Annotated in this window: 15 protein-coding genes; 9 read left to right on the top strand and 6 right to left on the bottom strand. The window is 72.4% G+C overall.

Features of this window, described 5'->3' with window-relative positions:
- Nucleotides 1–48 precede the first annotated feature (48 nt).
- From ACZ4UU_RS39405 to ACZ4UU_RS39395, 3 genes are all read left to right on the top strand, one after another.
- Entirely contained in the window at nucleotides 49–1,014 is a 966-nt protein-coding gene (locus ACZ4UU_RS39405) for a LysR family transcriptional regulator (RefSeq protein WP_471908232.1), read from the top strand.
- A 63-nt stretch (nucleotides 1,015–1,077) separates the two neighbouring features.
- Nucleotides 1,078–2,088 (top strand): alcohol dehydrogenase catalytic domain-containing protein, encoded by a 1,011-nt coding sequence (locus tag ACZ4UU_RS39400; protein WP_471908231.1) that lies wholly within the window; start codon nucleotides 1,078–1,080, stop codon nucleotides 2,086–2,088.
- A 46-nt stretch (nucleotides 2,089–2,134) separates the two neighbouring features.
- The gene (locus ACZ4UU_RS39395) at nucleotides 2,135–3,031 is read left to right on the top strand and encodes an SDR family oxidoreductase (RefSeq protein WP_471908230.1); all 897 of its coding nucleotides are present in this window, start codon (nucleotides 2,135–2,137) and stop codon (nucleotides 3,029–3,031) included.
- 3 nt (nucleotides 3,032–3,034) lie between these two features.
- On the opposite strand, the gene ACZ4UU_RS39390 is transcribed toward ACZ4UU_RS39395, so the two are convergent.
- A complete protein-coding gene (locus ACZ4UU_RS39390; RefSeq protein ID WP_471908229.1) occupies nucleotides 3,035–3,919 on the bottom strand; it encodes a LysR family transcriptional regulator in 885 nt (294 codons plus the stop codon).
- A gap of 131 nt (nucleotides 3,920–4,050) precedes the next feature.
- Between ACZ4UU_RS39390 and ACZ4UU_RS39385 the strand changes: the two genes are divergently transcribed.
- The 5 genes from ACZ4UU_RS39385 (at nucleotide 4,051) to ACZ4UU_RS39365 (ending at nucleotide 9,506) form a co-directional block, all read left to right on the top strand.
- Nucleotides 4,051–4,722 (top strand): succinate dehydrogenase, encoded by a 672-nt coding sequence (locus tag ACZ4UU_RS39385; protein ID WP_471908327.1) that lies wholly within the window; start codon nucleotides 4,051–4,053, stop codon nucleotides 4,720–4,722.
- Nucleotide 4,723: 1 nt separating this feature from the next.
- A complete protein-coding gene (locus ACZ4UU_RS39380) occupies nucleotides 4,724–6,673 on the top strand; it encodes a fumarate reductase/succinate dehydrogenase flavoprotein subunit (protein WP_471908228.1) in 1,950 nt (649 codons plus the stop codon).
- Nucleotides 6,670–7,416: a succinate dehydrogenase/fumarate reductase iron-sulfur subunit gene (locus ACZ4UU_RS39375; RefSeq protein ID WP_471908227.1), complete on the top strand. Its 747-nt coding sequence runs from the start codon at nucleotides 6,670–6,672 to the stop codon at nucleotides 7,414–7,416. Before ACZ4UU_RS39380 ends, ACZ4UU_RS39375 begins: the two co-directional genes overlap by 4 nt.
- Before the next feature lie 261 nt (nucleotides 7,417–7,677).
- Nucleotides 7,678–8,448 (top strand): GNAT family N-acetyltransferase, encoded by a 771-nt coding sequence (locus ACZ4UU_RS39370; protein ID WP_471908226.1) that lies wholly within the window; start codon nucleotides 7,678–7,680, stop codon nucleotides 8,446–8,448.
- A gap of 14 nt (nucleotides 8,449–8,462) precedes the next feature.
- Nucleotides 8,463–9,506, top strand: a complete 1,044-nt coding sequence (locus ACZ4UU_RS39365; protein ID WP_471908225.1) for a lysophospholipid acyltransferase family protein — start codon at nucleotides 8,463–8,465, stop codon at nucleotides 9,504–9,506.
- A gap of 47 nt (nucleotides 9,507–9,553) precedes the next feature.
- Here ACZ4UU_RS39365 and ACZ4UU_RS39360 read toward each other — a convergent pair whose 3' ends face one another.
- Both ACZ4UU_RS39360 and ACZ4UU_RS39355 read right to left on the bottom strand, forming a co-directional pair.
- On the bottom strand, nucleotides 9,554–9,781 hold the full coding sequence (locus ACZ4UU_RS39360) for a hypothetical protein (protein ID WP_471908224.1): 228 nt from the start codon (nucleotides 9,779–9,781) through the stop codon (nucleotides 9,554–9,556).
- Between the two features lie 177 nt (nucleotides 9,782–9,958).
- Nucleotides 9,959–12,295: an ATP-binding cassette domain-containing protein gene (locus ACZ4UU_RS39355; RefSeq protein ID WP_471908223.1), complete on the bottom strand. Its 2,337-nt coding sequence runs from the start codon at nucleotides 12,293–12,295 to the stop codon at nucleotides 9,959–9,961.
- A 180-nt stretch (nucleotides 12,296–12,475) separates the two neighbouring features.
- Here ACZ4UU_RS39355 and ACZ4UU_RS39350 point away from each other — a divergent pair, with 180 nt between their 5' ends.
- On the top strand, nucleotides 12,476–13,789 hold the full coding sequence (locus ACZ4UU_RS39350; RefSeq protein WP_471908222.1) for a phytase: 1,314 nt from the start codon (nucleotides 12,476–12,478) through the stop codon (nucleotides 13,787–13,789).
- A gap of 25 nt (nucleotides 13,790–13,814) precedes the next feature.
- Here ACZ4UU_RS39350 and ACZ4UU_RS39345 read toward each other — a convergent pair whose 3' ends face one another.
- The 3 genes from ACZ4UU_RS39345 to ACZ4UU_RS39335 all read right to left on the bottom strand — a co-directional run bounded on the left by ACZ4UU_RS39345 (nucleotide 13,815) and on the right by ACZ4UU_RS39335 (nucleotide 18,105).
- Complete coding sequence (locus ACZ4UU_RS39345; protein ID WP_471908221.1) at nucleotides 13,815–14,813, bottom strand: LLM class flavin-dependent oxidoreductase; 999 nt, start codon at nucleotides 14,811–14,813, stop codon at nucleotides 13,815–13,817.
- 46 nt (nucleotides 14,814–14,859) lie between these two features.
- Entirely contained in the window at nucleotides 14,860–16,245 is a 1,386-nt protein-coding gene (locus tag ACZ4UU_RS39340; protein ID WP_471908220.1) for an FAD-binding oxidoreductase, read from the bottom strand.
- A 186-nt stretch (nucleotides 16,246–16,431) separates the two neighbouring features.
- Entirely contained in the window at nucleotides 16,432–18,105 is a 1,674-nt protein-coding gene (locus ACZ4UU_RS39335) for a LuxR C-terminal-related transcriptional regulator (protein ID WP_471908219.1), read from the bottom strand.
- Between the last annotated feature and the right edge of the window lie 3 nt (nucleotides 18,106–18,108).

Here is an 18,108-nt window from a genome sequence, read left to right as displayed (position 1 = left end):
CGCCGCCCGTCCCCGTGCGGCCCGCGCACGGTCGTATAGCGTGAAGCCATGCCCGACCGGCCGATCGACCTCGATCTGCGCAAGCTGCGCTACTTCGTCGCCGTGGCCGAGCGCCGGCACTTCGGGCAGGCCGCCCTCGCCCTGCACGTCACCCAGCCCGCGCTCTCCCGGCAGGTGCGGCAGCTGGAGCACGATCTGCGGGTGGAGCTGTTCACCCGCAGCACCCGCGAGGTCGCGCTCACCCCGGCCGGCGAACAGTTCCTGCGCGACGCCAAGGCGCTGCTCGCCGCCGCGGAGGCGGCCCAGGACCGGGCCCGGCGCATCAGCGCCGGTGACGACGCGCTGATCGTCGGGTTCATGCTCGGCACCGACGTCACCCTCGCGCTGAACGCGTTCTCCGTGCGCTACCCCGACGTCTCCGTCGAGCTGGTCCGGCTGCGCTGGTGGACACAGGCTCGGGACATCCTGGACGGCAGCGTCGACGTCGCGCTGGTCCGCCCGCCCCTCGAAGCGGAGGGCCTGAGCCTCCTCCCGCTCTACCCCGAGCACCTCACCGCCGTCCTGCCCATCGACCACGCACGGGCACACGACACCGAGGTCACCCTCGCCGCCCTGGCCGACGACCCCGTCCTGGAGTACGCCGACGCCACCGAGACCTGGGCGGCCGTATGGAACGCCGACCCACGCCCCGACGGCACCCGGCCCGGCCACGGCCCCGCCTTCCACGACATGGAGGAACTCCTGGGGTACGTCAGGGGCGGGCGCGGCATCGCCTTCGTGCCGAACTCCGTCGCCGCGGCCTTCCCGCGGTCCGACATCGCCTATATCCCGGTCGCCGACGCACCGCCGGGGCAGGTGGCCCTGGCCTGGAACGGCTCCCACCGCTCGCAGCGCGTCGCGAGCTTCGTCGAGACGGTCCAAGCGGCGGCGCGGGCGCGTGGGACGACGCGGACCAGGGGCCATGCCGACTCGGCATCAATCACACGGGAAGAGGCATTGGACGGGGAACACTGAGGGCCCGAAGACTCGAAGGCACCGGACAACCCGGAGTACCTCCTCGACCCCCTGGAGCCCGTGATGCGTGCTGCCGTCGCCACCGGCGCGAACCTTCCGCTCGCCCTCGACAAGCTCGACGTCCCCCAGCCGGCCGCCGGCGAGGTCCTGGTCAAGGTCACCGCCTGCGGCGTCTGCTTCTCCGACCTGAACCTCCTGCGCGGCCACTACCCCTTCGCCCGCTACCCCGTCGTCCCCGGCCATGAGATCACCGGCGTCGTGACCGCCGTCGGCGACGGCGTGACCTGGCCCGAGGTCGGCACCGTGGTGGGCGCCCAGTTCCTGTACGACTCCTGCCGGCACTGCGACTACTGCGTGCGCGGCGACCAGATCCTGTGCCCGCGCAAGCGCATCACCGGCATTGTCGCCGACGGCGGCTACGCCGAGTACGCCCTGCTCAAGGCCGACTTCGTCACCCCCCTGCCGGACGGCCTCGACCCCGTGGCCGCGGCCCCGCTGATGTGTGCCGGCCTGACCGCCTTCAACGGCCTGCGGCAGGGCGGCGCCAGGGCCGGTTCCCGCGTCGCCGTCGTCGGCCTGGGCGGAGTGGGCGCCCTCGCGGTGCGCTACGCCGTCGCCATGGGCGCCCGGGTCGCCGTCGTGGGCCGCTCCCGGCGCGGCGAGGACCAGGCCAAGGCGCTGGGCGCCGAACTGTTCGTCGCCACCGACGAGTCCGACCCGGCCGAGGTACTCAGGGCCTGGGACGGCGGCGCCGAACTGGTGCTCAACGCGGCCCCGTCCACGGCCGCGGCCACCGCCACCCTGGGCGGCATCGCCCCCGACGGCACCCTCCTCCTCCTCGGCTACGGCTCGCAGCCGCTGACGCTGCCGACCCAGCCCATGATCCTCAACCGGCTCCACGTGGCCGCGTCCCCCTCCGGCTCACCCCACGACCTGCGCGACACCCTCGCCTTCTCGGCCGCCCACGGCATCCTGCCCGAGGTCACCCCTATCACCCTGGACCAGGCGCCGTCCGTCCTCGACGCGATGGCCGACGGCACCGCCCGCGGCCGCAGCGTGATCACCTTCGCCTGACCGGCGGACCCCCTCCCCTTCCCGTAAGTCCCGCAAGGAGTTCGCCATGCCCTACATCGTCCTCGTCACCGGTGCCTCCAGCGGCTTCGGCGCCCTGACCGCCCGCGCCCTCGCCGACGCCGGACACACCGTCCACGCCGGCATACGGCAGACCACCGGCCGCAACGCCCCGGCCGTCGCCGACGCTCACGCCTACGCCGAGCGGCACGGCGTCGACCTGCGCACGGTCGAACTCGACGTCTCCGACCAGGAGTCCGTGGACGCCGCGGTCGCCTCCGTCACCGCCGACACTGGACGCATCGACGTCGTCGTGCACAACGCCGGGCACATGGTGCTCGGTCCGACGGAGTCCTTCACACCGGAGCAGATCGCGGAGATCCACGACACCAACGTCGTGTCGACGCAGCGCGTCAACCGTGCCGTGCTCCCGCAGATGCGGGCCCGGCGCGACGGCCTGCTCCTGTGGGTGGGCTCGTCCAGCACCTACGGCGGCACCCCGCCCTACCTCGGCCCGTACTTCGGCGCCAAGGCCGCGATGGACCACCTGGCCAAGAGCTACGCGGTCGAGCTGAGCCGCTTCGGCATCGACACGGCCATCGTCGTCCCCGGCTCCTTCACCTCGGGCACCAACCACTTCGCCCACGCCATGCACCCGGCCGACACGGCCACGGCCGAGGCGTACGACGCCTTCTACGCCGGTCTGATGGACGACGTCGGCAAGGCGCTGGCCGCCCTGGCACCGGCCGACGCCGATGTCCGGGAGGTCGCCGACGCCATCGTGCGGATCGTCGACACCCCGAAGGGCGAGCGTCCCTTCCGCACCACCATCGACCCGGCGAACGACGGCTCGGAGCAGGTCAGCGACCTCGCCGACGCCGTCCGCGCCGACTTCTACGCGCGCATCGGCATGCCGGACCTGCTCACGCCCCGCACCGCGAGCTGACGCTCACCGCTCCAGCAGCATCCGCTGCAACTCCCGCGCGGCCCGGGGCGGCGCCACGTCGCTGCGGTGGGCCAGCGCGATCGTGCGGTGCAGTCCGGGGCGGGCCAACGGGGTGACCCGCAGCCCCCGGCCCGACCGGGCCGCCACCATGCGCGGGACGACGGCCACTCCCAGCCCCGCCCGAACGAACCCCAGCACCGCGTCCATCTCACCGCCCTCGACCGCGAAGTCCGGCTCGAAGCCCTCGGCGCGGCAGGCGGCGACGGTCAGCTCGCGCAGGTCGTAGCCGTGCCGGAACATCACCAGGCGTTCACCCTCCAGGTCGGCGATGCGCACGGTGCGCCGGCCGCCGCCCGGCCGGGGCGCCTCCGGCGAGGAGACGACCACCAGGTCCTCGCGGAGCAGCTCCACGGTGGTCAGCGCCGGGGAGGGCGTCGGCAGCGGCAGGACGACCAGGGCCAGGTCGAGAGCGCCGCGGGCGAGCTCCCGTACCAGGTCGTGCGAGCCGCCCTCCTCGATCAGCAGCTGGATGCCGGGATAGCGGTCGTGGAAGGCCCGCAGCACGTCGGGGAGCAGGCCCGTGCACAGGCTCGGGGTCGCGCCCAGCCGGACCCGGCCCCGGCGCAGCTGCACCAGTTCCTGCACCTCGTGCCGCGCGGTGTCCGCGTCGGCCAGGATGCGCCGGGCCAGCGGCAGCAGGGCCTCCCCGGCGTCCGTCAGCGTGATGTTGCCGCGCGCCCGCAGGAACAGGTCCGCGCCCAACTCCCGCTCCAGCGCCTTGATCTGCTGCGACAGCGAGGGCTGCGCGACATGCACCAGATCGGCGGCCCGGGTGAAGTGCCGGGTCTCGGCGACCGCCACGAAGTACTGGAGCTGCTGGAACTGCATACGGCCAGCATAGGGCTTGCATAGGGAGGGCCTATGGAAACGAGCCGGACCATGTCTTGGACCGATGAGCTCTCGCGGCCGTAGCGTCCTGTTCCATGGCTCTGGCAACGCGGACGGACCGACGACCGTCCATGGCACGCACGGTGTGGGACTCCACCGTCGGCAAGAAGACCGTGATGGCGGTCAGCGGGCTGATCATGCTGCTGTACCTGGTCGTCCACATGATCGGAAACCTGAAGATCTTCTTCGGGGCGGGCGAGTTCAACCACTACGCGCACTGGCTGCGCACCGTCGGTGAGCCGTTCATGCACTACGAGTGGACGCTCTGGCTGGTGCGGATCGTCCTGGTCGTCGCGGTCGTCGCGCACGCGACCTCCGCGTACCAGCTCAGCCGCCGCGACATCAGGGCGCGCCCCAGCAAGTACGTGCACAAGAAGCCGCGGGCCTCCTACGCCACGCGCACCATGCGCTGGGGCGGCGTCATCCTCGGCCTGTTCATCGTCTGGCACATCCTGGACCTGACGACCGGCACCGTGCACTCCGGCGGCTTCCAGGAGGGCCGGCCCTACCAGAACGTCGTGGACACCTTCTCCACCTGGTACGGCAACGTCATCTACATCGTCGCGATGCTCGCGCTCGGCCTGCACATCCGGCACGGCTTCTGGAGCGCCGCCCAGACCCTCGGCGCCGGCAGCCGCACCCGCGACCGCGCCCTGAAGGCCACGGCCGACATCCTCGCGCTGCTGCTCACGGTCGGTTTCATCGCCGTACCCGTGGGCGTCATGACCGGATTGGTGAGCTGACATGTCTACCTACGCCGAGTACACGACCGGCGAACCGGTCGCCGACACCAAGGCCCCCTCCGGCCCGGTCAACGAGCGCTGGGACAAGCGTCGCTTCGAGGCCAAGCTGGTCAACCCCGCCAACCGGCGCAAGCACACGGTGATCGTGGTGGGGACGGGGCTGGCCGGCGGCTCCGCGGGCGCCACCCTCGCCGAACAGGGCTACCACGTCGTCCAGTTCTGCTACCAGGACTCCCCGCGCCGCGCCCACTCGATCGCCGCGCAGGGCGGCATCAACGCCGCGAAGAACTACCGCAACGACGGCGACTCCGTCCACCGGCTCTTCTACGACACCGTCAAGGGCGGCGACTTCCGCGCCCGGGAGTCCAACGTCCACCGGCTCGCGCAGATCTCCGTCGAGATCATCGACCAGTGCGTCGCGCAGGGCGTCCCCTTCGCCCGCGAGTACGGCGGACTGCTCGACACCCGGTCCTTCGGCGGCGTCCAGGTGTCCCGGACCTTCTACGCCCGCGGCCAGACGGGCCAGCAGCTCCTCCTCGGCGCCTACCAGGCGCTCAGCAGGCAGATCGCCGCGGGGAACGTCGAGATGCACCCGCGCACGGAGATGCTCGACCTCATCGTCGTCGACGGGCGGGCGCGCGGGATCGTGGCCCGGGACCTGATCACCGGCAAGATCGACACGTACTTCGCGGACGCCGTCGTACTGGCGAGCGGCGGCTACGGCAACGTCTTCTACCTGTCGACGAACGCCATGAACTCCAACGCCACGGCCGTCTGGCGGGCTCACCGCCGCGGCGCCTACTTCGCCAACCCGTGCTTCACCCAGATCCACCCCACCTGCATCCCGCGCACCGGCGACCACCAGTCCAAGCTGACGCTGATGAGCGAGTCGTTGCGCAACGACGGCCGGATCTGGGTGCCGAAGGCCCGGGGTGACGACCGTCCCGCGAACAAGATCCCCGAGGACGAGCGCGACTACTACCTGGAGCGCATCTACCCGTCCTTCGGCAACCTGGTCCCGCGCGACATCGCCTCCCGCGCCGCGAAGAACGTCTGCGACGAGGGCAGGGGAGTGGGCCCGGGCGGGCAGGGCGTCTACCTCGACTTCGCCGACGCCATCAAGCGCATGGGCCGCAAGGCCGTCGAGGCCAAGTACGGCAACCTCTTCGACATGTACCAGCGGATCACCGACGAGGATCCGTACGAGGTGCCGATGCGGATCTACCCGGCCGTGCACTACACGATGGGCGGACTGTGGGTCGACTACGACCTCCAGACCACCATCCCCGGCCTGTTCGCGATCGGCGAGGCCAACTTCTCCGACCACGGGGCGAACCGGCTGGGCGCCTCCGCCCTGATGCAGGGCCTGGCCGACGGCTACTTCGTACTGCCGGCCACCATCAACGACTACCTCGCCCGCAACCCGCACCACGAGCGGGTCACCGCCGAACACCCCGTCGTCCAGGAGGTGCTGGCGGAGACCGAGGACCGGATCAACCTGCTGCTGTCCGTCGACGGCGACCGCACCCCGGACTCCTTCCACCGCGAGGTCGGCGAACTGATGTGGGAGTTCTGCGGCATGGCGCGTACGGACTCCGGTCTGCGCAAGGCGCTGGAGCGCATCCCGCAGATCCGCGAGGAGTTCTGGCGGCGCATCAAGGTTCCCGGTGTCGGCGAGGAGTTCAACCAGTCACTGGAGAAGGCCAACCGCGTCGTCGACTACCTGGAGCTCGCCGAGCTCATGTGCCTCGACGCGCTGCACCGCGCCGAGTCCTGCGGCGGCCACTTCCGCGAGGAGTCGCAGACACCGGACGGCGAAGCGGCCCGCAAGGACGACGAGTTCGCCTACGCGGCGGCCTGGGAGTTCACCGAGACCGGCGCCGCTCCGGTCCTGCACAAGGAAGACCTCGTCTTCGAGTACGTCCACCCCACCCAGCGGAGCTACGCATGAAGCTCACCCTGCGCGTCTGGCGGCAGAAGAACGCCGACGCCGAAGGCGCCATGTCCACGTACGAGGTGGACGGCATCTCGTCCGACATGTCGTTCCTGGAGATGCTCGACACCCTCAACGAGGAGCTCATCCTCCGCGGTGAGGACCCGGTCGCGTTCGACCACGACTGCCGTGAGGGGATCTGCGGCGCGTGTTCGCTCGTGATCAACGGCGACGCGCACGGGCCGGAGCGGACGACCACCTGTCAGCTGCACATGCGGTCCTTCAAGGACGGCGACACGATCGACATCGAGCCGTGGAGGGCGTCGGCGTTCCCGGTGATCAAGGATCTGGTGGTGGACCGGTCGGCGTTCGACCGGATCATCCAGGCCGGGGGATACATCACCGCGCCCACGGGTGCGGCACCCGAGGCTCATGCCACGCCGGTGCCGAAGCCGGACGCCGACTTCGCCTTCGAGCACGCGGAGTGCATCGGATGCGGGGCGTGTGTGGCGGCGTGTCCCAACGGGGCGGCGATGCTGTTCACGTCCGCCAAGATCAACCATCTGAACGTGCTGCCGCAGGGTGCGCCCGAGCGGGAGACGCGGGTGCTGGACATGGTGGCGCAGATGGACGACGAGGGGTTCGGGGGGTGCACGCTCACGGGCGAGTGCGCCACGGCTTGCCCGAAGGGCATCCCGTTGATGTCCATCACCGGGATGAACAAGGAGTGGCTGCGGGCTACGCGGAAGGCGAAGCGGTAGCGCCGTAGGGCCAACGGGTCTCGGGCGGCTGACACGGAAAGGACGTTCGCCGAAGGGTGCGGACGGGCGGGGTCGGGAGGTGCTCCCCGGCCCCGTCTCGCCTTTTCGGCGCGCCCAGCGAAGCGTTCAACCTCCGCACATCAACTCTCCTGGCACAGGTCACGCGTACGCCAACCGGCATCGGAAGAACAGGGGCGGCACACCGTTCCGCTCGCACGTGCTCTCCGCTCGCCGTCCCCGGCCCGTGACCAGGAGTAAGCCATGACCGGCGTACTGACCGTCGACCGTCCCCCGCAGCCCACGGCACCCACCCGCTACACCGTCGGCCTCGCCCGCAACGAGGAGGACGTGCGCGCAGCTCAGCGGCTGCGGCACGATGTCTTCGCCGGTGAGATGGGGGCCCTGCTGGCCACCCCGCAGCCGGGTCACGACATCGACGCCTTCGACGCGTACTGCGACCATCTGCTGGTGCGTGAGGAGGTGTCCGGGCAGGTCGTCGGAACCTACCGGCTGCTGCCGCCGGAGCGCGCCGCGGTCGCCGGCAGGCTGTACTCCGAGGGCGAGTTCGACCTCACCCGGATCGACGCCCTGCGCCCCGACCTGGTGGAGGTCGGCCGCTCCTGCGTGCACCCCGACCACCGGGACGGCGCCGTCATCAGCCTGATCTGGGCCGGCATCGCCCGCTACATGGCCGACCGCGGCCACGAGTGGCTGGCCGGCTGCTGCTCGATCCCGCTGGCCGACGGCGGCACGCTCGCGGCCGCGACCTGGGACCGGGTGCAGGCCAAGCACCTGGCCCCGGAGGAGTACCGGGTACGCCCGCTGCGGCCCTGGCAGCCGACCGCCCCGGCCCCCGCCACCCGCACCGAACTCCCGGCTCTGCTGCGCGGCTACCTCCGCCTCGGCGCCTTCGTCTGCGGCGAACCCGCGCACGACCCGGAGTTCGGGGTCGCCGACCTGTATGTGCTGCTGTCGATGCGCCGGGTCAACCCGCGCTATCTGCGGCACTTCCTCTCCCTCGTCCCGGCGTGACGGACGTGGCGGCCATGAGCACCCACTCCCTCGACGCCGTACGTCTGGCCCACCCCGTCGAGGCGGCGAACCTCTGGCGGCCCCACGCGCCCTGCACCCCGCAGGCGTGCGTGGACGCCAAGGGGCGCGGCAGAGCCGTACCCCTGGCCGTGCTGCGGCTCACGGTGGTCCTGGTCCTGCTGGTCGTGGGCTTCCTGGCCATCCCCTTGAGCTGGGGGTCCCCGCGCGCGCGGGGGAGGATACCGACGGGGCTGATCCGGCGCTGGTGCGTCTTGGTCGTGCGGGCCGCGGGCGTCCGGGTACGGATCCACGGCGCCGCCGCGCCGGACGGCGGACTGCTGCTGGTCGCCAACCACCTCTCCTGGCTGGACATCCCGCTGCTCGCCGCCGTCCGCCCGGCCCGGATGCTCGCCAAGTCGGAGATCCGGGACTGGCCCGTCGCCGGGTGGCTGACCGCCCGCAGCGGCGCCCTGTTCATCGACCGGGACCGGATCCGCGCCCTGCCCGGGACGGTGGCCCGGATCGCCGAGGCGCTGCGGGCCGGGCAGGCGGTCGCCGTGTTCCCCGAGGGCAGCACCTGGTGCGGGCGTGCCCAGGGCCACTTCCGCCGGGCGGTCTTCCAGGCGGCCCTCGACGCGGACGTCCCCGTCCAGCCGGTCCGACTGCACTACCGGCTGGCCCAGGGCACGCCCAGCACGGCGGCCGCCTTCGTCGGCGAGGACGCGCTGCTCACCTCGGTGTGGCGGGTGGTGCGGGCACGTGAGCTGGTCGCCGACGTCGAGGTGCGCGACGCCATCGCGCCGGGCCGGCACGCCGACCGCCGCGGCCTCGCCCGAGCCGCCGAACGCTCCGTACTACCGGGGTCGCATCAGCCGCAGATCCCCGTCCCAGCCGTCCAGCACCGCCCCGTGCCCCGCCCGGTGGGCCGCGGCCTCCACCAGGGCGAACAGCCTCCGCTGGACCGTTACGTCGCCGCTCGCGGAGACACGGTCCACGTCCCGCAGCAGGGCGGCGCCGTCCCAGCCCGGCAGCGGATGGCGGGCGAGCTCCCAGCGTAGGTACTCGTTGTACGGGCGGGGCCGCCGGTCCAGGGCGAAGAGCAGCTTCAGCAGGTGGCCCGTGCGTCGAGCCATCGGTCGGCCGCCCCGAAGGCCTCGTCGGCGCCGAGCCGTGCCTTGGCGGCGAGGATCTCCGCGATCCCGCCGTCCAGCCGGTCGAGCACGACCCGTGCCCGAGCGAGGGCATAGCGCTCCAAGCCCGGCATTCCGGCCGCCCGGTCGGCCGTGGCGCGTGCGACGAAGGCGTCGTAGGTGAGGGACTGCTGCGCGGTCATGGGTGATCTCCGTGAGACGGTGACGGGTATGCCCTGCCTGGGCGGCCACGGAACATCCGGGGCCCACACGGTCCGCGACGGCACGTGCCGCCGCGCGGAGGATCAACGCACGCGGTGACTCTACGAGCCACAACTGCCCGGCCCTCAAGGGAACTGCAAGTCGTCACGCCCGTCGGATCAGGGCATCACACGCGCCAGATACGGCGCCGTGACGCTCCCCTCGGCACGCGCCACCTCCGCCGGCCGGCCCGCCGCCACGATCCGCCCGCCCGCGTCCCCGCCGCCCGGCCCCAGGTCGATCACCCAGTCCGCGCCCGCGACGACGGACATGTCGTGCTCGACCACGACCACGGTGTGCCCTGCGTCGACGAGCCCGTGCAACTGGCGCATCAGCACCTCCACGTCGGCCGGGTGGAGGCCGGTCGTCGGCTCGTCGAGGAGGTACAGGGTGTGCCCCCGCCGGGCGCGCTGCAACTCGCTCGCCAGCTTGATGCGCTGGGCCTCGCCACCGGACAGCTCGGTCGCCGGTTGCCCGAGCCGCAGATACCCGAGGCCGACGTCCAGCAGGGTGGCGAGGCTGCGCGCCACCGCCGGGGTGTCCGCGAAGAACTCCGCGGCCGTCTCCACCGTGAGGTCCAGCACCTGCGCGATGTTCCGTCCCCGGTACGCCACTTGGAGCGTGTCGGGGTTGTAGCGCGCCCCGCCGCAGTCCGGGCACGGCGCGTACGTGCTCGGCAGGAACAGCAGCTCCACGCTGACGAACCCCTCGCCCTGGCAGGTCTCGCAGCGTCCGCCCGCGACATTGAAGGAGAAGCGCCCGACGCCGTAACCGCGCTCCCGGGCCTCGTCGGTGGCCGCGAACACCTTGCGTACGACGTCGAAGAGGCCGGTGTAGGTGGCGAGGTTGGAGCGCGGGGTACGGCCGATCGGCCTCTGGTCGACCGAGACCAGGCGCCCGACCCCCGCCAGGTCCTCGGTGATCTCGCCGATGAGCGTGGACTTGCCCGAACCGGAGACCCCGGTCACGGCCGTGAACGCGCCGAGCGGGAACTCGGCGGTCACCCCGCGCAGGTTGTGCCGGGTGACCGGGCCGACCTTCAACTGGCCGCACGGGGCACGTACTTGGCGTACGGCGGCGGGGGAGTCGTCGAACAGGAAGCGCGCGGTGGCCGACTCCGCGACCGTCGCCAGCTCCGCGACCGGTCCGCTGTGCAGCACCTCCCCGCCGTGCTCACCGGCACGCGGACCCACGTCGACCAGCCAGTCGGCGCCGCGCATGACGTCGAGGTGGTGCTCGACCACGAAAACCGTGTTCCCGGCCGCCTTCAGCCGCGCCAGCACCGTCAGCAGCGCCTCCGTGTCCGCCGGGTGCAGGCCCGCGGACGGCTCGTCCAGGACGTACACGACACCGAAGAGCCCGGACCGCAGCTGGGTCGCGAGCCGCAGGCGTTGCAGTTCGCCGGTCGAGAGCGTGGGCGTGGCGCGGTCGAGGCTGAGATAGCCGAGGCCGAGCTCGACGACGGGTGCGATACGGGACCGGAGGTCCTCGGTGAGGACCCGGGCCGACTCCGACGCGGCCTCGCCGTCGAGGGTGCCAGCCAGCTCGGTGAGCGGCAGCGCGGCCAGCTCGGCGATCGTCCGGCCGGCGAAGGTCACCGCCAGCGCCTCGGGCCGCAGCCGGCTGCCGCCGCACGCCGGGCAGGGCGCGGCGGCGAGGAACCGCTCCGCCCTGGCCCTGAGGGCGGGGCTCTTGGAGTCGGAGAACGTCTTCATGACGTACCGGTGGGCGCTCATGTACGTGCCCTGGTACGGCCGTTGGATACGGTCGGCGTCGCGCACCGGGTGGACGGTGACGACCGGCTGCTCGTCGGTGAACAGGATCCACTCCCGCTCCCCGGCGGGCAGTTCCCGCCAGGGCCGGTCGACGTCGTGGCCGAGCGCGTCGAGGATGTCGCGCAGGTTCTTGCCCTGCCACGCCCCCGGCCACCCGGCGATCGCGCCCTCCCGGATCGACAGTGACGGGTCGGGTACCAGCAACTCCTCGGACGTACGGTGCACTTGCCCGAGCCCGTGGCACTGCGGGCACGCCCCGGCCGCCGTGTTCGGCGAGAAGGCGTCCGAGTCGAGCCGCTCGGCGCCCGACGGGTGGTCGCCCGCGCGGGAGAACAGCATCCGCAGGGAGTTGGAGAGGTTGGTGACCGTGCCGACTGAGGAGCGGGACGTCGGCGCCGAGCGGCGCTGCTGCAGCGACACGGCGGGCGGAAGTCCGCTGATCTCGCCGACCTTCGGCGCGCCGACCTGGTGGATCAGCCTGCGCGCGTACGGCGCGACGGACTCGAAGTAGCGGCGCTGGGCCTCCGCGTAGATCGTGCCGAACGCCAGCGACGACTTCCCGGACCCGGACACCCCTGTGAACACGGTCAACACGTCTCGCGGAATGTCGACGTCCACGCCCTTGAGGTTGTGCTCACGGGCGCCACGGACACGGACGTACGGATCGTGTGGGGAATGCATGGGCACAAGCTCCGGGAGGGGCGGGTCGGTGGACGTGGGCAAACCCCGCGATCCTATGCGAAGGGGACCTCCGCGGCCGTACGAGACCGCACGAGCCACTCGTTGTTCACGAGGTCGTCGGCTCGCCCACACCGGCCGCCCATAGCGTCTCGCCAGTCTCTCTTCCTACCGAGGAGTATCGTGAGCGCCTCAGCTCTGAGCACTCTCACCGCGGCCCTGCTGATGGTCACGGGCGCGTCCGCCCCGCCGCCGGTCTCCGTCTCCGCACGCGTGGAGACCCCCGCCGTCCACGACGACGAGGCGGGCGGCAACGCCGACGCCGACGACCCGGCCATCTGGGTCGACCCCCACCACCCGGGCCGCAGCCTCGTCATCGGCACCCTCAAGGAGGCCGGCCTCGACTTCCACGGCCTCGACGGCACCCGGCTCCAGCACATCGCCGCACCCGCGGCGCCCGGCGAGGGCGCGGCGCCCGGCCGCTTCAACAACGTCGACGTCGTCTACGGCTTCGAACTGGACGGCCGGAAGACCGACCTGGCCCTGGTCAGCGACCGCGGCCGGGACCGGATCCGGGCCTACGCGATCGACCCGGCCGCCGTGGCCGCGGGCAGGCCGCCGCTGAAGGACGTCACGGCGGCCGACACCGCGCCGGTCTTCTCCGCGAGCGAGACCGACGTGGACGACCAGCGCAGCGCCTACGGCCTGGCCGCCTTCAGCGACGACGACCACGCCTATGCCGTGGTCTCGCGCCGCTCGGAGACGCGCGTACGGCTGCTGCGGCTGGCGGACCGGGACGGCCGCGTCGGCTACCGGACCGAGGACACCCTCGACCTGCCCGCCTCCTTCACCCTGCCGAACGGCGCGAGCTGGACGCCGTGCGCCGATCCCGGCGACCACGCCCAGGTCGAGGGCATGGTCGTCGACCAGGAGGAGCACGTCCTGTACGCCGCGCAGGAGGACGTCGGGCTGTGGCGGGTCGACCTCGACGACGAGGAGTTCGGGCGGCCGAAGCTGATCGACCGCGTACGGGAGTACGGCACGCCGTGGACGTACGACGCCGAGGAGGAGTGCGTCATCGACACCACCCACGACCCGGGCTTCGGCGGTGAGCACCTGAGCGCCGACGCCGAGGGCGCGGCGATCTACCACGCCGCCGACGGCAGGGGGTACCTGCTCGCCTCCAGCCAGGGCGACAACACCTTCGCCGTGTACGAGCGCCAGGGCCGAAACGCCTACCTCGGCTCCTTCGCCATCGCCGACAGCGCCGCCACCGACGGCGTGCAGCACTCCGACGGCGCCGCCGTGCTCAACGTCCCGCTGGGCCGGTCCTTCCCCAAGGGCCTGCTCGTCACCCACGACGGCGAGGCGACGCCGGCGGACGGCGACCGGGAAGGCACCGACTTCAAGTTCACGGGCTGGGAGTCGGTGGCGGGCGCGTTCCCGCGGCCGCTGACGATCGACACCAGGTCCTTCGACCCGCGCGACCCGGACTGACGCACCGGCCGCAGGCTCGCCCGGATCAGGCCGTGACGATCCGGGCGAGCCTTCGGTAGGAGTCCACGAGGGCCGTACGGTCGTACGTACTCGTCGTGACCAGCACCTCCTGCGCCCCCGTCTCCTTCAGCACCGTCTCCAGCTCGTGCGCGACCTGGTCCTGCGTGCCGGCGAGGTGCCCGGCGAGGCCGCCCTCGTAGAAGCCGCGCTCCTTGTCGGTCATCGTCAGCGCCTCGACGCGCTCGGCGGGCGGCAGCGGCGGGAACGTGCCGTGCGTGCGCGAGTGGGCCATCGACCAGGCCTCGGGCACGAGCAGCCGCCGGGCCTCCTCGGGCGTGGCGGCCACCGCGATCGTGCCGGAGATCACCACGTACGGCTCGCTCGCCCAGAAGGAGGGCCTAAAGCTCGCGCGATAGTGGTCGATGCCGTGCCGCATCTTCTCCCTGTTCCTGAGGTCGCCGATGACCATCGGCAGTCCCGCGCGGGCCGCGATGTCCGCTCCCTCGCCCATGGCCAGCACGAACGGCGGCACCGTCAGTCCTTCCGCGGGACGCGCGTGCACCCCCGTGGGCGACGTGCCCCGGAACCAGCCGAGCAGCTCCTGGATCTGCGCCGCGAAGTCCTCCGCGTCCCCCTTGTCCCGACCGAGCGCCCGACGCACCCCGTCGGTGAAACCGACCGAACGCCCCAGCCCCATGTCGATACGCCCCGGGAAGAGGGATTCCAGTACCCCGAACTGCTCGGCCACGACCAGCGGTTGGTGGTTGGGCAGCATCACGCCGCCGGTGCCGACCCGGATGGTGCTGGTCGCGGACGCCACAGCGGCGGCCAGCACGGTCGGCGCGGAACCCGCGACGCCGGGGACGCCGTGGTGCTCCGAGACCCAGACGCGGTGGTAGCCCAGCTCCTCCAGCTCCCGCGCCAGCGTCACCGTGTCACGCAGTGCCTCGGCGTTCGTACGGCCCTCCCGGGTACGGGAGCGGTCCAGGACGGAGAAGCGGGTCTGCGCGATCACGGAACTCATGCAGGGTTCAACACCGCAGCGCCCGCGGGATTCCCGGCCGGCTTCCTCACGGCGCGATGTTGTGGTTCAGACGGAACAGGTTGCCAGGGTCGTAGCGCCGCTTCAGATCCTTCAGGCGGGCGTAGTTCGCACGGTAGTTGGCCCGTACCCGGTCCTGGTCGTCGCCGTCCATGAAGTTCACGTAGCCGCCGCCCATGGAGTGCGGTTCCAGCGCCCGGTGGAAGGCGCGCACCCAGTCCTTGCCGGTCTCGCAGTCCTCCCGGGTGGGCAGCGTCGGGCTGAGCGCGATCGAGTAGTCGGCGTCCCGGTAGGAGAAGGCGGTCTCCTCCGGTCCGACGCGATGGCAGGCCCCGCCGACGGGGAAGACGATCGTCACGCTCTGGATCGAGGGCGTGGTGGGGCCGTACTCGACGAAGGCGTCGACGACGCCGTCCGGGAGCCCCTGGGTGAAGGCGCCCTTCCAGTAGTGGAACAGGCCGGCGGGCACCAGGTCGTCGAAGAGGGTGTTGATCACGGGGTACGGCATGCGCTCCAGATGCCGCCCCAGCACCGGCCCGAGCGCGGCGACCCGGTCCCGGATGCCGTCGTCCTCGTCCTGCGGTCCGGTCCAGCAGGCGACGACGCCGCACAGCGGACGCCCGTGCCAGCGCTCGGGCAGGAACGGCACCGGTGGCCCGAGCCCCACGAGGAACACGGCTCCGAGCCGCTCGTCCGCCTCGGCGACCAGCTCCCGGTAGCGGCGGATCACGTCGGCGTCGAGCGGGAAGAAGGTCGGCCCGCCGAGGATGTCGGCGACGGGGTGCAGCCGGTACTCGAAGGACGTGACGACGCCGAAGTTCCCGCCGCCCCCGCGCACCGCCCACATCAGGTCGCCGTGCTGGTCATCGGCACAGGTCACGAAGGAGCCGTCGGCCGTCACCAGGTCCGCCGAGACGAGGTTGTCGCAGACCAGGCCGCACTGCCGGGCCAGGTAGCCCATGCCGCCGCCGGTCGTCAGGCCGCCCACGCCGGTGGTGGAGACGACCCCGCCGGTGGTGGCCAGCCCGAACGCGTGCGTCGCGTGGTTGACGTCCGCCCAGGTGCAGCCGCCCTCGACCCACGCCGTGCGGGTGCCGGGATCGACGCGGATCCCGCGCATCCGCCCGAGGTCGAGGACGACCCCGCCGTCACAGGTGCCGTAGCCGGGGACGCTGTGGCTGCCGCCGCGCACCGCGAGCGGCAGGCCCTGCTCGCGCGCGAAGTCCACCGTGGCCATGACGTCGCCCGTGTCGACGGCCCGCACGACGATCGCCGGCCGTCGGTCGTGCATGGCGTTGTAGACCTTGCGTGCCTCGTCGTAGTCCGGGTCGCCGGGCTCGACGAGCTCGCCGCGCACGGCTCCGCGCAGACGGTCCAGCAGCTGATGGTCGAGGGTCGGTGTGTACGTCGTCATGTCAGCCACCCGCTCTCCGCGCCTGCGCCTGCGCCTGCGTCTGTGCCTGTGGTTGTGCTTGTGCCGGAAGGGATACACCATCGGTGTACGCCCGTGACGGGGGCGGTCTCATCGCCGGAATCGCCCATCGCGGCGGATCGGGCATGGGCGGAACGGCCCATGGGCGGCCGCATGCGGCCCCGAACGTCACGCGAGGCCGTGCTGGAACGCGTACGCCGTCGCCGCCGCCCGCGACGACACGTCGAGCTTGGCGAAGATGTTGTTGAGGTGCCGGGCGACGGTGTGCTCGCTGATCACCAGCTCCGCCGCGACAGCCCGGTTCGTGCGGCCCGCCGCGACCAGCCGCAGCACCTGGATCTCGCGCTCGGTGAGCCCTCCGGGCCGGCGCCGGCGCACATCGGCGAGGAGGGCCGCGGCCCGGCGCGCGTCCGGCACGGCACCGAGCTGCCGGAAGGCCTGCTCCGCGGCCCGCAACTCCATCCGGGCACCCTCGTCGTCCCCGGCCACCCGGTCGGCCGCCGCCAGCGTCATCCGCACCCCGGCCACCTCGTACGGCACCCGCAGCTCCAGCCAGAGCGCCAGCGCCCGGCGCAGCTCGGGCAGCGCCCGGTCGAGGTCATGGGCGGCGAAGGCCACCGCGCCGCAGGCCGCCCCGGCACTCGCGTGCAGCAGGGTCTTCTCGGAGCCGCACCGCCGCTGCCAGTCGACGGCCAGCGACCGCAACTCCTCGGCCGCCGCCCGTGCCTCGGCGGTACGGCCCAGTGCCAGGGAGATCTCCACCTGCGCGGCGAGCAGCCGGCACCGTTCGAGACCGCCGGCCTCGGCCGCGCCCGAGAGCGCGAGCCGCAGCGCCGTGGCCGCGGCGTCGGCCTTGCCCTGGGCCAGCCGCAGCAGGGCGAGTCCGGGCTGCGGGTCGCGGCCGAGTTCATGGGTGCGGTCGTACGACTGCTCGGCCGCCGTGAGCTCGCCGCGCCGCCGCTGGATCTGGCCGACCAGATAGACGGCCTCCGCGGCCGTCCGGCACTCGTACGGCAGCAGTTCCTCGCAGGTCCGCTCCGCCTCGGACAGTGCCTCGGGCCAGCTGCCGCGCAGTTCCAGCACCTCGACCCGGTGCACCCGGCACAGTCCGCGGAAGTTGTTCTCGGCCGGCATCGCCGCGCACCACCGCATGGCCGCGTCGGTCCACTCGGCGGCCCGTCCGAGATCGACGCAGGCCATGGACTGCTGGAGGCCCAGGCAGTAGACCCATCCGGTGAAGAAGGAGCTGAGCTCACCGGCCATCGCCGAGCACATCGCCTCGTCCAGCAGGTCGAGTCCGTCACCGACGAGCCCCTGAGCCACCAGGACGCCCGCCTGCGCCTGGATACCCATGGCGAGCAGATCCCGGCTGCCGCGGCGCCGCGCGATGTCGGCCATGCGCCGGGCCGCGGCCATGGCCTCGTCGAACGCGCCGCGCGCCTGCGCGTCCTCCGCGTCGACCCAGGCGAGGTAGCACTGCTCGACGCACTCCGGCCGGTCGCGCAGATGCCGCCGGGACCGGCGCAGCCAGCCGGCGGCCAGGGACGTGTGCCCCGCCAGCTGGTGCTCGTAGAAGAGGAGCCAGGCCATGTGCCCCGCCTGCCGGGCCGCTCCCGCGGCGGTATATCCGGAGTAGGCCCGCATCCGCTGGACGATCGACTCCTCGACCCGGCTCGTCCACCAGGCGGCGTCCGCGAACGCGGCACAGTCGTCGGGGGTGAGGCAGCCGGAGTCCAGGCCGCTCAGCAGCCGGTATGCCTCGGCCCACGCCTCACGGGCGGCGGCGTCCCTGGCCTGCCGCAAGGTGTCCGCGGCCGCCCTGTCGATCGTCCGCTCGGTCACCAC

Source organism: Streptomyces sp. NPDC028907 (assembly GCF_055564995.1).
Note: the sequence above shows the minus strand (reverse complement) of the source record. Positions and strands in the feature narration are given on the sequence as shown.